The sequence below is a fragment of the Pseudomonas batumici genome (genome assembly GCF_036585405.1).
GTDB classification, from domain to species: domain Bacteria; phylum Pseudomonadota; class Gammaproteobacteria; order Pseudomonadales; family Pseudomonadaceae; genus Aquipseudomonas; species Aquipseudomonas batumici.
In genome coordinates this window covers 162,675-178,322 of the sequence record NZ_CP144470.1, presented here as the reverse complement: position 1 = coordinate 178,322, position 15,648 = coordinate 162,675, and the positions used below count along the sequence as shown (strand labels likewise).

The 15,648-nt window shown below is 55.0% G+C and carries 8 protein-coding genes and 2 pseudogenes; 6 read left to right on the top strand and 4 right to left on the bottom strand.

All coding sequences use genetic code 11. The annotated features are described in order from the left end of the window. Window positions 1-627 precede the first annotated feature (627 nt). Window positions 628-975 carry a DUF6124 family protein gene (locus NUH87_RS00805; protein ID WP_338524270.1) on the top strand — a complete coding sequence of 116 codons (348 nt, stop codon included), beginning with the start codon at window positions 628-630 and terminating at the stop codon, window positions 973-975. Window positions 976-1,122: 147 nt separating this feature from the next. Here NUH87_RS00805 and NUH87_RS00800 read toward each other — a convergent pair. The 3 genes and pseudogenes from NUH87_RS00800 to NUH87_RS00795 all read right to left on the bottom strand — a co-directional run bounded on the left by NUH87_RS00800 (window position 1,123) and on the right by NUH87_RS00795 (window position 8,910). Beyond that, window positions 1,123-4,442, bottom strand: a pseudogene (locus tag NUH87_RS00800) (VPA1262 family protein). A 96-nt stretch (window positions 4,443-4,538) separates the two neighbouring features. Beyond that, window positions 4,539-4,721, bottom strand: a pseudogene (locus tag NUH87_RS31170) (IS66 family transposase); the annotation flags it as partial. A gap of 34 nt (window positions 4,722-4,755) precedes the next feature. Beyond that, entirely contained in the window at window positions 4,756-8,910 is a 4,155-nt protein-coding gene (locus tag NUH87_RS00795; protein WP_338524269.1) for a hypothetical protein, read from the bottom strand. Between the two features lie 709 nt (window positions 8,911-9,619). Between NUH87_RS00795 and NUH87_RS00790 the strand changes: the two genes are divergently transcribed. The 5 genes from NUH87_RS00790 to NUH87_RS00770 all read left to right on the top strand — a co-directional run bounded on the left by NUH87_RS00790 (window position 9,620) and on the right by NUH87_RS00770 (window position 13,262). Beyond that, the gene (locus NUH87_RS00790) at window positions 9,620-10,027 is read left to right on the top strand and encodes a hypothetical protein (protein WP_338524268.1); all 408 of its coding nucleotides are present in this window, start codon (window positions 9,620-9,622) and stop codon (window positions 10,025-10,027) included. Between the two features lie 522 nt (window positions 10,028-10,549). Beyond that, window positions 10,550-10,834 carry a hypothetical protein gene (locus tag NUH87_RS00785; protein WP_338524267.1) on the top strand — a complete coding sequence of 95 codons (285 nt, stop codon included), beginning with the start codon at window positions 10,550-10,552 and terminating at the stop codon, window positions 10,832-10,834. A gap of 496 nt (window positions 10,835-11,330) precedes the next feature. Further along, entirely contained in the window at window positions 11,331-11,735 is a 405-nt protein-coding gene (locus NUH87_RS00780) for a hypothetical protein (protein WP_338524266.1), read from the top strand. 478 nt (window positions 11,736-12,213) lie between these two features. Beyond that, complete coding sequence (locus NUH87_RS00775) at window positions 12,214-12,843, top strand: hypothetical protein (protein WP_338524265.1); 630 nt, start codon at window positions 12,214-12,216, stop codon at window positions 12,841-12,843. An 89-nt stretch (window positions 12,844-12,932) separates the two neighbouring features. Next, window positions 12,933-13,262: a hypothetical protein gene (locus tag NUH87_RS00770; protein ID WP_338524264.1), complete on the top strand. Its 330-nt coding sequence runs from the start codon at window positions 12,933-12,935 to the stop codon at window positions 13,260-13,262. A 144-nt stretch (window positions 13,263-13,406) separates the two neighbouring features. On the opposite strand, the gene NUH87_RS00765 is transcribed toward NUH87_RS00770, so the two are convergent. Continuing rightward, a complete protein-coding gene (locus tag NUH87_RS00765; RefSeq protein ID WP_338524263.1) occupies window positions 13,407-15,635 on the bottom strand; it encodes an RCC1 domain-containing protein in 2,229 nt (742 codons plus the stop codon). Window positions 15,636-15,648: the final 13 nt, after the last annotated feature.

Sequence of the window (15,648 nt, the reverse complement as noted above, 5' to 3'; positions counted from 1 at the left end):
CTCCATAGTCATACGTCACTGGTAGGCGTCTGCTGCTTCATCAACCACGAAGCTCAGCAGAACGTTTCAAAGAATCCGCAGTCGTTACAGGCCTGCTGGCCCTCAGCTTTGCAGATAGATACGAGACATGCGCGTAGGGGAATTCGCAAAAACAGCGGGCATTTTTCAGCAGGCATACGCCGTCTCTGGAGAGCTCGCGGTGACCTTCAGGCGTGAAGTGGGCGCTGGCCGGATGATGGAAAAGGTTTGAGGCTCAGTGAGCCATCGAACGAGCGTTTCTCTGCAGTGATTTGCCATGGCCAGCAAGACAACTCGCTTTCCATCGAGTGAAATTTCCTAGAAAATCCTGGCCGCTTGTTTGCGCCTGATCTCGCGGCTAGGCTTCGACTCGTCACTGCTCATCAGTGATCGGGTTTGGTAGCCCGAGTAACTCCCAGGCGCATAGAGCGCTCATCTCCATACACGCGGGCGCTTTTTGTGCTCGCCCCGTATGTGTTATGGCGGCTGTGCGTAGGGCGCTCTTGAGCGCGCTGGGTTCCTGGAGTCCCGGTCTACCAACCTGCGTACAGCCACCACCCCATCGTTTGGTAGCGATGAGTGATGGCTCCACTACCCAGGAGCGTATCAATGTTCAAAGTAACCCCCAATCCACCTACAACACCCAACGTTGAAACCATAGACCCTCATATCGCCGACCGGGCTTTGTCTCACTACAACCTCAGTCCGGATGCTGGCTCAAAACCTGCCCCTATCACCGTGCCGCGTGATCATCTGAATGAGCCCAAGCATCACGAGGACGCTCTGGCCAACGTCTACTCGATTCTCCAATCCGCTGCGGCCACGGCCTATGAACACGCCGACAATCAAACCGGCTCGAACCGTAAGGTCGCAATGGGTGTGGTGCATCTGATTGAGCTGGCACAGTTGAAGATGGACTCGGTCCTAGATCAACAGGTAATCAGCGTCAGCGGTTAACGGTGCTCTACGGATGAGTGGAAAGCCTGGCTTCCCGCTCATCCGAGTCTGGAGTTCAACTGCCGGGTTAGCCCCCTCACTCGATTGCCTGCCCCCTCCTCGGACCGAGACAAGAAACCCAATGCAGTGTCCGATTCAGTTGAACCATTACAATTCGTCTCTTGAGGCTAGGAGCTCTTCCACTTGGTCGAGGAACCCAGCGAGCTCGCCCTGCTTACCCGTGCCCATCGACTGCCATTCGCTCATCGACCTAAACAGCGCAAGCTCGCGAGCCCTCCGCGATAGCTCATCCAGCTCACGATTGGTAATGCCGCGCTCGCCCAAGTAGTAATGACTCCATCGTGTATAGGTCAGGATCCACATCGAAACCACCAGGGCATCATCCCACCTCGTCCAGTCGGAGGTGCTCGCAAGGGGCTGTTGCAAAATCCGCTGCTGCCGCTTAAGGATCACCTCCAAAGACCTCAGGATGGCTTGCTGTTTCTCGGGGCTACTGTGGGCGAAGAGAAGTGCGGTGATGTTTGTCGTCTGGCCCTCGCGTGCTCGGTCAAAGAGCCGCGACTGGTATTTCAGTTCTGGCCCTAGCGAAGCAACCAGCTCATGAACCCATATATCGCACGCATCATCGGTATCGACTCGGCCATTTCGCAACAAGGGAAAGATCACATCCTGGAACAGCCACGGCTCAGCCCAAGCCAGTTGTCGCATATGCCCACGCATCGAATCTACCAAATACTTCAGCCCGTTCGAGGGAATCGTCGTAGGTAGTGCCTCATGCAGCGCCGTTACTAGGCCTTCGTAAATCGCGGACTTACTCGGATTGCCTGCCGCGTGATTAACCATCCATCCTAAGGCACGCACTCGTTCTGGATAGGTAAAGGCGGCAGTCAAATGCAGTACTGTTGCAAGCCCTCCCGGCTGCTCCAACTGCATTTCAATCATATTTAGCCCCATCCATTGCAGCAGACCGCTGCTGCTACGAATGAGGCGGCCTTGTTGCACTGCGCTGAGGTCGAACTGCACCGACAGCGCAATCTCGCTAATTATTTGGCTCAACAAGGAGAGCCGCATTACGTCCGACTCTTGAGGCGCCATTGGTACGCCAGCCATCTGGGTTTCGGCAATCTCTAGCAGAGAGTCTGAGGCATGCCACCACAGAAATTTGATGGCGAAGTATTCCGGCCACGTTAAGGCTTCGTACTTTGTCCCATGGAAAAAGTGACTCGGGTGATAAGAGGTATGTAGCAAGGACTCGATCGGTTCCCGAAAGAACCAAGCGTCCGTCACGGCTAATTCCTTGTCCAATTCATCATGCGTTCGACTGAACGATGCCTCAAGGAAGCGCGCCAAGAACTCCAGAAAGCAACGCTCGGATTCGAGCCCGTAAGAGCCATGCTCCTCAGTGCGGGAATGCGCTAGTACTTCTCCAAGCACTTCCCAGGTCGCAGTGTAGTCGGTGAAGTCGCCTGCCTGTTGGTTGAGGCAATTGCGCAAGCCATTTGTCTTGGGCAACTCGAGTGAGTTTTCATTGAGCTGTCCTAGCGCCACCATTTGCAGCTTCAAAGGGGCACCACTCAAACCTTGGAGCGACGGCTCAACGGTCCATACGCTCAGCACGTCACCAGCCAATGTATTCTCAAGGAATCGCAGAGGCTCATAGCGTCGCGGTGCCATCGGCGGCGCCGCGGAGTCAAAGAGAGGGAGTATGGAAGGATTCTCGATCTCGCCGATGGGCTGCGTGGCCTCCGCCTCTTGCACAAGCCCTGACATGTATTGCTCAACTTTCAGCAGGACATCTGCAGGGATCGGAGTTACCAGCAGTGGTTGGTGTTGAGCGGCAGCCTGAAACGAGTTGGAAAGGTTGAAGCCCGCAACTGGTAACTTATCCTGATCCATAATCAAGATGTAACGATCATGCAATCGGCCTTCTTTCAGCCCATAGATGCGCAGCTTTATACGTGCCAGCAGGTGTCGGCTCCGCTCGCAGTTCGCTAGTAGGTTGTTAACCCCTTCATTGACAGTCTTGTCGGATTTACGACGCAAGGGTATGCCTTCTTTGATAGGCTTCGGCAGGGACCTGAAGACGATGTAATCTGCCATCGGAGCAGCACAAAGAAATATCAGCCCCAAGCCAGCGGCATCGAAATAGGGATCAAAAATGATCACCTGGTGCTGCTGGTACTTGGCCAGCAGCGCCTTGAACCATTCGACAAACTGCAGTCGCCCCTCACCATCGCCCTGACCCCAGCGCAGGAAGAACCGCCCCTCCGACTGCGGAGGATGGAGCCGTGAAAAAAGGGAAACGAGATCATTGTTGACCGGAACCCAAGGGTCTGCCTCACGCCCGCCAATGCGGTTAGTGAATCCCTGATTATCACGAGTGATCACCAGGGCTGCTTTTACCCGCGCCGACACGGACGGTCGAGTGGTTCTTTCCAACCAGTCGAACTTGACTGCACGCGTGCCCCGGCCCACAACATGACCCTGGATGTGGATCTCCCGTATGTACCCGATCCGCCACCGACAACACAGTGTGCTCACGCTCGAATCGTCGCTGTGGAAGCCGAAGATCTCTATTTCGGTACAGTCGATCCTAGCGTGGAGCTCTTCGCTCAGCTCAAACCTGCATTCGAATACGTCTTCTGCATCGCGCTCTGCTGTGGCGATGCTCGCGTAGACGATCTGACCGCCGCTTTCGATGCTCAGTCGGAACTGGAAGCCGTTGAAGTACGGTACCTGCATCGGATTAAATCGAGCAATTAGGTATCGCGGAGCATCGGTCCAGCTTACATTCAGCAAGCCCCGCTCAAGGTCGTCCAACGCAGGAAATACCAGTAGTTCAAGATCGCCGAAACGAGCGGCGTCGGCCCCCCGAAGTCAAGGCCTGTATCCGCATCAAGGTGTCTGATCACCGATGCAGTCAAGGCGACGTCGTAGTCTTGACCTAAGCGGAATAACGCTTCCTTGTCGACCTGGATAATCGAAGCGCTGAGAGCCCCGGCACCACCATGCGGACTGGAGGGCGAGTGCCGGTCATGCGCATCACGGTTGAGAAGGTAGCAGACAGGGCGATAAACCAGCCCAGCGACAGCGAGGGACGAAGTTCCGAACTTCTTTAGCCGATCCGAGAACCCGAGTTTCAGGTCTTGACTGACCTCCAATATGGTCCGGCCGACACTCAATTGCCGCAGGAGATCCGCGCAGTGAACGCTTTCGACGTACAGGTTGAGCCGGATAACCTGCGCCTGGACTTCCCCGAACGTATCGAGTTTATCGTCATCACTAGATGACCATCTGCCATTGGAATGGCTGTAGGGAAGTAGGCGGCCGTAGATGACGCGATTTTCGATCGATTCCTCGGATTTAATCTGCAAGATCCAGAGCTGCAGCGCGCAGTGGCGAGCGTCCTTCGAGAAGAGCCGCGCCAGCCGGCCATCGTTTAGCAGAGCTTCTAGCGTAGGAGCCATAGATTCCTCATGAATATCTTTCCGTTCTTTCATGTTGGCACCAATGCTGGAGTGAGCCAGCTTATTTGAGGAAACCGCCGGCATCAGCGACCTGTCATCGAGCCTCTCGCTGACGTCTTCGCCGATGCTCTGAAGCTGGCAACCGCAAGTGCACTGGGTGTTTTCCGGTTCACGGTGGATCACTATGCGTGGGAACTGCGGCGGCGCACGCTCGGGCTGCTGACGTGGATTGGCCGACGTGGTCGGCAGACTGGCCGTCTTCAGCTCAGCTTCGATAGGTGACTTGGCTAGAGGGCTATCACTAGCGCCGGGATCAAGAAGGTACGTTGTCCGGGCGCTTACTTGGTTCTGGCTTTGGCTTTGGCTTTGGCTTTGGCTTTGGCTTTGGCTTTGGCTTTGGCTTTGGCTTTGGCTTTGGATCTGGCTTTGGATCTGGCTTTGACTTTGGCTTGCCAGCAGTGAGATCAAGCACCACCACCTCTATTTGCGATCGCCGCTGTACAGGTATGCGGTCAATCAAAAGCTCTTTCATTTCCTCGGCTGATTTAGGAGTTTCGAGACCTGCTGGTGGGACTTTCAGTCTCCTTCCGGAGGCCGTTGGCAGATCTCCGAACCAAAGCACGCAGTAAACTCCTCTGTCCTCCGAACGCCAATCGATAAGATATTGTTGATCTAGCTGAAGGGTTGCAGCGTCCCAAACCTCCGGATGCCATTGACCTTTGACTTCCATCGGCAATTGCAATTGGCCGCACGCGAATGCTAAATCAGCACGTTTGGTGTTTGGCATATCCGCTTCAGTCAGCTGGCGGACGCTATATTGCTCTAGGGCGGGTCTGATGAGGGCTGCTAGACGGTCGCGGCAGCGGTTTTCATCGTAAGGTATGCCGTCATATTGCCAAAAATCACGAGCCTGATCGAGTTCGTCGCCAGTCAATATTTTCTGGGCGACACTCAACTCTTCCATCACCAGAGATTTGAGATCTTCGGCATTGGAGGGAGGCCCGTCTGTCAGCAACTCTCCAAGGCTTTTTGGTGATACGGGGGAAAATTCTTTTTCACTTCTTGCCTGTCTCTGCTCAGCTGCCATGTGGCGTATAAAATTGCTGTAACTGTCATCAGGGCTCGCGATCAGGGCACTGAAAGCTTCGCTGGCATCCGCACTTGTGTCATTTGCTATTCGCTTGATCAGTGCGCATAGGAAGTCGGTCGCGTCATATGGGTTATGACTGCCCCAGCTTGTGCCCTCCAAGACCGCGAACGGCCAGGCTGTACGAAACTGCTCAATCACCCATTTTGCCTGTTCAATGCTCACCGGGATCCTCGATCCTCGATTCTTGATCTCGAAACGGTCTCTCAGGTGCCAGATGAATTCAGGATTATTGATGCCAATTCCTGACAGTGTTGGCTTCACAGTATCGAATCTGGTCAATACATCGACTGCTAGCCAGGTTAGGAGTTGATCCTGGTCACGGAAGGGGGTCTTCTCGCGATGCTCTGCAATCGACACCAGAGAAGTTAGGCTGCCCGCTCGACCTAGGCAGTCAATCAGATCGCTCTCAATGGAATCAGGCATGTTTTTGATGGACATAAGCCAGTGATGCGAGAGTCGGACGCTGGTGGTGTGCCAGTCCCCTTCATTCAGAAAGTTGTGCAACCCAGAAATGTGCTCGACGCCAGCTCTGAGTGACGGCTCAAGCCAGAGTTTTGCGAACGCCTCGCTGCCTCGCTCATCAGGTATCACCGAGTGCATAAGTTTTTCACGCAGAACTGACACCTCATCGCCTAATGACATGATGCTTTCACTAAGACAAAGCAAAAGTCCAACTCTGCGTGTGTCAAAAGCCAAGTCATCTACTGGAAGATTGGAGCGCTGTCTTTCCCGAAGACCCGCCATGATCGAGTAACCAAAAATATGAGGGTCGTCATCGGCAAAACTTTTCGCTACATCTGACGGTGTGGGAAGATCAGGGCGATGGAGTACTGCCTCAAAGCCCACGAGTGCGTCGTCAGCTAACTGATCTCCCAGCCACTCTCTCAACGCGTCCAGTCCTTTCCCGGATTCGAGTGAAAAATATTCGAGCCCCAAATAAATCTTGGCTGGAGTGGTGATTTGGTCGAGGTCTCCGCCACGTAAGGAAGCTTGTTCTTTTGCTAAGTGCTGGCGAACTTGTTCGCGAATTCGGAGTGTTTGCTCTTTTTCAAGCGCCACCGTTCGCTCGTTTTCGAGTTGCCAGCTCTGTTTTACTGGATTTTCGAGTTGATGAATAAACGACTGAAGCTCCTGATCGTCACGTTGGAACCCTAAGCCCGTGGCGCGCAGTGCCGCGCACATCCCCATCTGCAGGAATCCAAGCCTCATAAGATCGCACCAATCCCTACGAAGTGATACGTCTTCGTTATCCCAGTCTTCCATCCGCTCCAACAGCCATAGAATGTCTTCGGACTTTAGCCCTGCCATGCAATTGGCCAGTTCGAATGAGGTCGCCCAGATTGAGTTTTGTGGACGGTCGACATAGAGCACGTGTAACTGAATCGCGCGTCGAAGCGAATTGTTTGAGTCAAGGCGATTTTTGAGAGCTTTTGCGTCCTCTCCCTGCATTCCGTACAGGTGATGCACCGCCCCTAGCCACTTCCACATGAGCGGCAGTGAAGCAGAATCGAGGGCGCTTTCGTCGATTGAGCGTAGAATTAATAGGGCAATGAGCTGGGCCAGATCACTAGATCCTCGGTGGTCCAAGTCTTTTACCATCGCCGCAAAATCGGTGAATAGATGAAGCAAATTATGAACGCGATCTATATGCAACGATTTTCCCAATCGCCGGTAGTGAGGCAGCGAGATTGTTCTACTTGGCGGGCGTTTAGGTACAGAACATCGAGTCAGGCCCATACTAGTTAGAAGGGTGGTAATGAGCACCTCATCTGAAACGTCGCATCCAATCTCTCCCACTATATCGCGCGCAAGACGAGCGCTATCCTCGGTGCATTGGTCAACCAAGTTTACTACTGCCCTCTGCCACCAAGATTTGTCTCTGTGAGGCATTAGTGCGGCTGAGGCTTCGGCACGCTCGCTGTAAAAATGTTTTGTAGAAAAGACAATCGATTCAAGCGTATCTGCAAGGTCACCCGCCATTGGCGTTCCTTTCAAGCCCTCGAGTAGCAGAAAGCGCAGGTGCGTGTTGTTATCGGTAGAAACAATAAAAATTTTAATTTTGCTTTTTAGCTTAGGATTCATCAGGCCCACAGCTACGCGGCTTTCCCAGTCTTGCGCTCGAAAAAAAGGGTCGTCATTCGCTAAGTTTTGTAGTGCGTCGAACATGCATTCTGCTTGTTCGGCTGTAATTCTATTGGCGTCTCCGTAGCGAAGGACACCGAAGGGATCTGCCGTGATTACCGCATTCGCCATCGATGCGCTGTGGAATGCGATCCATGCATGTAGGCCACGTAAGCTAGAGGGGACGCTTCCGCTACCGTTTAGCTGCTTCAACAATCGTCGCTGTGCTCGGCTAGTTTTCGCTTCCTGAGCTAGCCAGCGAGCGCCTAGAAATTCAGCTATTACACGGTGAATCGGTGTAGCCCGGCCAATATCAATGGTCTGAAACAGTTTGGAGGAGAGTATCTCCTTCCCTACTCCAGCTCCAGGTAGAGCAGCTAGGTCGGCTAGGCGAATGTCACCGTCTGCAAGTTGTAGTGGTCCCGCCAGGCTCACTGCATCCGCACCAGAAAGTATCATCCCGGCTGCAATTGCCCCGGCTGCCGAAAGTGCTTGCTCTTCAGTAATAGCGCCAAGACCGAGATCTTGCCTATCTGAGTCGTGCTCAGGCCAAATCAATCTACAAACGCGATCAAATAGAGCTGCACGTGTTTGAGGCAACTCAGTATCCGACTCTGCTACTCGACCTATCAGTCCAAGCGTTAATGGATTCGAATACAGATCGGCGACGCCATTAGCTTCTAGGTGGCGGAGCACGTGCTGAGCATCAACCTTCGTATGACGATGGCACAAAAATGCTTCCGCTTCCTGACGGGAAAGTGCCTCAAGAATTAGCACTTTAGGATCAATGTTATATATCTGGCGCATGTTGCTTTCGTTGCGGGATTGCCATTCCCGGGCTCTACAGGAGAGTATGAAGTCTGGAGATCCAGCGTCCTCAAGCTTTGAGAGAATCAGATCCACCGCGTCCCCTTCGCGACGTGCCATTGCCTCGTCGAGCCCGTCAATCAGCAAAGGCTTACCGTCGACGACGAATGATTGCGGACGGGCGTGATGCATGAAGCGAATCGCAGAAATTGGCTTGATATCTAGTCGACGCCCAACCTCCCGAATTAGCTCGCTCTTGCCCATTCCCGGCTCACCGAGTATGACTTTTGGGCCCTGCATGGCGATTAGCTCTAGCTCATCGATTTTTTGTGCCTGCTCGTCTTCATTCATGACACGAAGATGTCGAGGAAAATAGCTCACGCGTTCCATGCTGCCCAAACTCCCAGCTTTCTGGTGTATTTATCAATAGTGTAAAAAGTCGCCGAGTACGCCAATTGAGCAACACCGCGAATGCCTAGCCTTACCTTTGGCTAGCATTCTGCGTCAGAGGCTCCCAAACAGGCAACGCATGTAAGCGCCTACCTTACACACCTTACGTGGTTACAGCGGCGTCCTTTTGCGGTAGCAGCACTGTAATCTCGCTTTCCGATCTTGCACCGCTGCGCCGTTTCGGCTGCATCGGCGCAACAGGTCAATGAGCAGGCACGGCCTCGCCATTCAGCATGTCTCGGTGGAACGCCGCAACCGCTCGCTTGCGTATGCTTCGCCCCGCAAAGCCCGCCCCATCTGCGAGAAACGTTCCTACTCTGACCGTGGAACCAGATTTGTAGTCCCCTGCCCCGTTCTGTACCTGTGTCAACGACCGGAAATGGCTTGTACCAGTTCGCGTTTTGACAGCCTCCTGCAGCGTTATTCATTGTGTCGGGGCGTACCGCTGACGTTGTCAGTACCATGCCCATGTAGCTTGGATCCGGGAAGCTACGATGCGCCGTTGCGCATGATCCACTCCCCAGGTCGCAACGCTTCCGGTAGCGCGACCGATCGACCTCTGTCGATGGAAGCACTGCTGTTGATCACTGTTTCACCCCATACGGGCCTTGCCCGTAGGGGCCGGCCCTCCCTGAAATCTGGAGGTCTGATGAAAATGGAAATGACCATATACGATGCGTTGCTCGCGACTGAAGTCTCAGAAGAAATCGCTACTGCAATCTTGGACGCACTGGATATAAAAAAGAGTTCGGTCCTTGCTTTCGAGCCTGGCCGAATGTTGGTGACTCGCGGTGTTCGTAAGCTTGAGAAAGAAGTGCAACTGAACACGCTTCCGTACCTGATGCGGCACTGGGTCTGTGACTGGGGCGAGCTGGAAGAGGAAGACAAGCTGGCCAACTTTCAAGCACTACGAAACGGCACTCGATTGTTCTCGACCTACCGCATTGATGCTGGGGACGAGACAAAGCTCTGCATCTGCACTGCGGCGGATAGGAGCTACACCCTCCTGCTACTGCCCATTGAGTACGGAATCGTATTCCCTGCCAAGCCTGACTGAGGTTCATAAACCGTCTACTCACTTCGCAGGTGAGTAGACGACTCCCCCAGCTGCATGTTGTGGAACCGACGTGCTTGGCATCAATGGACGCCCTCGCCGCTTATGCGTGAACGTCAGAACCCAGGGCGAGGAGCTACGCAGCATCCGCGCACTTGCGTATGCCTTGCCCGACACAGACTGACCAGCCAATCAGCAAGGTTCCTACGCCAATCGTGGAGCCAGATTTGTAGTCCTCCTCCCCCGCTCCGCACCTACGCCAACAACCTGAAAAAGCTTGTAGCAGTTGGGTTTTTGACAGCCCCCTGCAGCGTTATTCATTGTGTTGAGGTGTACCGCTGACCCTGTCAGCCACATGCCCATGCAGCCTGGATCCGGGAAGCTACGATGCGCCATTGCGCATTGATCCACTCCCAGGTCGCAACGCTTCCGGTACCGCGAGCGTTCGACCTCTGTCGCTGGAAGCACTGCTGCTCACTGTGTCTCCCCATACGGGCCTTGCCCTTCCCTCAACCTGGAGGTCCGATGAAGCTGGAAACGGCTTTGTACAAAGCGTTGGTCGCGGCCAATGTCTCTGAAGAAAACGCTACCGCCGTCATTGATGCGCTGGAGAAAAAAATGAGTTCAAACCCTGGTCCCGAAGCCAATGCCTCGGGAGGCCAAACCGAACTGCAAGCGGAGATCGCACTGCTTCGCACTGAAATGAGAGCCCTGTTCTACAGGCTTGAACTACGGATCGCCCAGTTGGCAATCGTCATGGGCACCGTCATCATCGTCGCACTTCTGATCGGCTTTAAGTCGCTGCACTAACCCCGTCAGCTTGCCCCTCCCACGTGGGGAATCCTTCCCCGTCGGGCGAAGTGTTCTCCGCGTTCCGTTTCATTGCACATCGCGAGGAACTACGCAGCCACCCTACGCTTGCGCATGCGCCGTTCGGCAAAGCCTGACCCGTCGATTGGCACGGTTCCTACACCGACACTGGAACCCGATTTGTAGTCCCCTTTCCCCGCACTGTAGCTACGCCAACGACCTGAAAAAGCTTGTAGCAGTTGGGGTTTTGACAGCCCCCTGCGGCGTTATTCATTGTATCGGGGCGTACCGCTGACGTTGTCAGCACCATGCCAATGTAGCTTGGATCCGGGAAGCTACGATGCGCCATTGCGCATTGATCCACTCCCAGGTCGCAACGCTTCCGGTAGCGCGACCGATCGACTGCTGTCGATGGAAGCTCTGCTGCTGTTCACAGTTTTCCCCCATACGGGCCTCGCCCGTATGGGCTGGGCCCTCCCTTAATTTTGGAGGTTCCATGAAAGTGGAAATGGCTTTATACAAAGCGTTGGTTGCGTCCAACGTCCCGGAGCAACACGCTACTGCTGTCATTGATGCGATGGAGAAAGAAATGACCTCAGTCCTGGCTACCAAAGCTGATTTGACGGCGCTTCGTACTGAACTGAAGGCCGATTTGTCGGCACTTCGTACTGAGCTGAAAGCAGACATAACGACGGTTCACACAGAACTGAAAGCGGGTATCACGACGCTTCGTGCTGAGCTGAAGAGCGAAATCTCTGAGGTCCGCAACACGCTGACAACTGACGGCGAGAAGCGCCTCAAAGAGCTTGCGAATCTGGAGAACAAACTCACCCTACGTATGATTCTCTTGCTGAGCGCCTTTGGCAGCCTACTGTTTGGTGCCTTGAAGTACCTGAACTAACACCGTCAGTTGTACCCACCCACGCGGGGAATCCTTCCCCGCCGGGCGAAGTGTTCTCCGCGTTCCGCTTCATGAACCAGGAGAGTCACCATGCCCAATATCTACTGCAAAGAGCCTCAACGGCTCACCTACTACCGCGTCAGTGCAGAAGCTGACACGTTGATCGAACACCGGCTCCCTGCGATGTCCGCTGCTGATCGGCCTTCACTTCATGGGCGTGGTGCTTGTCGGCCACGCCCACCCAACACCCTCAGTCATGCCACTGATCTGTCGTCAGGCCGGCAAGACGGATACCCCACTCTGCGGCTCCGGCTACGGCTACGGACAGGCCACACGTGCTCGCGCGGCTGATCGTCGTCACGTGGCTCAATTGATGTTGGGTGCCCTCCGCGGCGCCTGAGCACTGTTTCAACCTCACATCCATCCATAGGGACTCTTGCCCTATGGGGCGAGATCTATCCCGCCCCAGGAGAGCATCATGGAAAAACCTCTGAATGTGTTGCGTCTACCGTTTCCGTTCATTCGGAATCCCTACACCCCCGATTCGTTCCTGCGTCTGGACGCGTTCCAGCGTCAGTTCACGATCAAATGCACCGGCGTGATGAGCTTGCCGGAAGAAGAGCCGCGGTTTGGTTACCACCAGATCTCCTGCGCGTACGAGGTGGGGCATTGCGGCCTGATTGAGGACGCCATTGCGCTCTGTATCTCACGGTTCGACGAACTGCATGCGTATCCGAAACTGAGTGCGGCGGCTTCGTTCGACCCACGCACGGTTGAGGTCTATTACACCCGGTCTGAGGCCCGCACACGAGGTTCTTTGGTCTGTGACAGCAATGACGCCCAACAGGTGCTCTCGGGGGTTATTGGTCCCTCTGAGATCGTTTGGCGGCGTCCTTGTCGTACCGCTGAAGAAGTGTGTGCGCTTGAGGAGCGGATCGAGGCATTGCTCGAACAAGCCAAGGAGCGCATGCGCTCGGACTCTTACGACTCGGCGAGGTTTGCCCGTCAAAAAGCCAGGGAACTGAGAGGCTTTTTGATCTCACCCAGGTGGCGAGCGTTTGCCTTGATGGCGCTCAACAACACAGGCGTCACCTGCTGCACTCACTGATCTTCAAGGCTTGATCAAGCCTCAACAACCGTCACCGGGAAATCACCTCCCGGTCGGGGCAGGTGGTTTCTCTGAACTGGAGAAATCTCATGTCCCCACAACCGAACCAAGATCGCGCCAATGCGATGAAGTACTCACTGTCCGTCACGCCGCTGGCCTGGGACAAAGCGGTGCAGAGCAATCAGCACCGGTGTGGTTCAACCTATGAGAGTCGGCTGCTCGATCTGTTGCACGCCGTGAGCAAAGCACATAGCCGGCAGCCTGATGCTCGTCAGGTTCATTTCGGGCTCTACCAGCGGCTGCATACAGGACGGCGTACGAAACAGTCCTCGCTGGAGCTGACACTCAACCTGGTGGAAACGGAAACAGAAGTGCCGTATCTGCTCCTTTCACTCAAGGACGAACGGGTTGATTCATGACCTGGACTCGCCCCACAGCAGCACCTCACTCAAGCCCGACGCTGTCGGGCTTTTTTATGTTTGCGACAAACGCCCATGACGACGATGAGGTGTTACATATTTTCATGAAACCCAGCCGAAGGAGGTAAAAAAGGGCTCCAGGAATTACTGGGGGTTTGCTGCGATCGTGGCGCTCCGTATCGAGAGCATCGCCTTCTTGCCTTCGGGGCTGAGGAAGGGCGCAACCTTGGCCCATGGAATGGCAATGTCCTCGTCACAGGCTCGGATGACATGCGGGAAATCCGTCGTGAAGATCAGGCCACCGGCATAGGGACGCACTTGGTAAAAACCGGACTTGCGATAGTCGTTCACGCTTTCGGCGCATTCGTCGCCGCCTTTATTACGTGTCGCCGCAGCCAGAATGAGATCGTTGAGTTTGTCAGGGGGCTGGTGCGTGCAATCGAGGTAAGCGCACTTTTCGTCTGTGCCCATCGTGGCGACCCACTGCCAGGGTTGAACCTCTCGGCCGCTTTTCAGATTCCACGTCCGGAAAATAAGGCCGTCAGACCCATGCGCTCCCCCACAGTCGATAGTGTAGCTTTCTTGCAACACGATCCATGCTCCGGCACGCCATTCGATCTTGATCTCATCGCTATACTCACCAGCAAGCTGCGTATGCGATGGGCAGTTGAACGCATCGATCAGTTTTTCAGAGAGCCCTGCACGCATTTTTCGGTTGAAAGCGATCGCGCCATTTGTGCTCTCCATCAGCTCGACACTTGAAATCTTGCCATTCATTACGGAAATCTTGCGTGCATACCCCTTCGGAGAGTCAACCTTGACCGGCAGCTTTGCGATGCGTGGCGCATTGAATACTGTTCGTGCAGGGTTAGCTTCGCTGCTGCCGCAGTCCGCGCCTGGATCGCCGGAAGTTTCGACACGCACCAGACGAATCGGTAGCTTGCGCTGACCGGTGACATCCGACCATTGCCCAGTCAGTGTATTGCCCTCGACTTTATCGAGTGACCACTTGACTGAAAGATCAGTGTCGGCGTCGACATCGTTTTCGGCCCAGATCGCGCCAGCGGAATCCGGCGTCGGTGTTAGGGAAATAGAAATGCCGTGTTTGAGATAGTAGTACGCCGCATCCCCGCCTGGGCGTTGCAGGCATACCATGATCTCTTGGGTGCCGATCGTCCCTTGCCAGACACCCAGCCGCGCCTCCAGCCCTGATAGTCCGAAAGCTGGATTATCCGTGTCGAAGCCAGCATTGGACGGGCATTGCGGCTTATCGTGGACAATCACGCAGGGACGCGAGCACTGCAGCAAGCCATCGACACTTGCGCACGTGCGCGAGCCGGTCGCGGCAAAGCTCACACCATGCTCAATCGCCACAGTCGGCGTCGTCACATCCTTGCCGCCGGAAGCGATGCCGAGCTGCCCGCCGGCGTTTTGCCCCCAGCAAAGGAGCGCACCGCTCATCGTCGCACAAGTTGCGTCGCCTTTCGCGATGACAGAATCAACGCCATCGTGGATGACTTCAACCGGATGCTCGACGCGGCACCTGATACTCATATCGTCGTAGCGTGCACAGCGTTGCTCGCCCCCGTTAGTCATGACACTTTGTTGTGCTGATCGTATAGGCGGCATATCCGGAATGCTTACACCCACTTGGCCGCGGCTGTTGTCGCCCCAGCAGCGCAAGGCGCCGGCCGCTATTGCGCAAACGTGACTAGAGCCCGCCGAGACCGCACTAACGCCACGCTCTATGACTCGTATAGGCGGCAGCGATTGCAAAATGCCTCCCTGCAACGCATAAGAAGGCACTTGCCCCCAACACACAAGCGCACCACTGGCTACCGCACATGCGAAGCCCTCGCCTGCGGCGACCGAGCTGGCCCCGCTGTCGATGATGGTTTCCGGCGCTGGATGCGCATTCAGATATTCGTCTGAGTCGGTTTGGCCGCCCATGCCGATACATTGCACGGAGGAATGGACAATCGCGCAGATACGATCACTCCCCGCAGCAACATCGCTAACCTCTCGATCAATGAGCGTGATTGGCTTGTGTGTGTCTCCGTACCGAGGCGGAATGTCACCCCAACATTGCAATGCGTCGCCCACAATCGCGCAGGTGTAGAAGCTACCGGTGACCACCTTGTGTGCATCACGAGCGATCACTCGCACCGGACGCGGTGAGCCATTGCTGGCAGTGTCATCAATTCCGATCTGACCAAAGTTATTACTTTCGCCGAGACACTCGACGGCCCCACCTGCATTCAGCGAACAGCGGTGATAAGCCCCGAAGTCGAATTGACGTATATCGTCTTGTGCCTGCGCACGCGTGATCGCAAAAGCCAAAAAAATGAACGTGAATAATGCAATCGCGCGCATATGAGCAATCCCT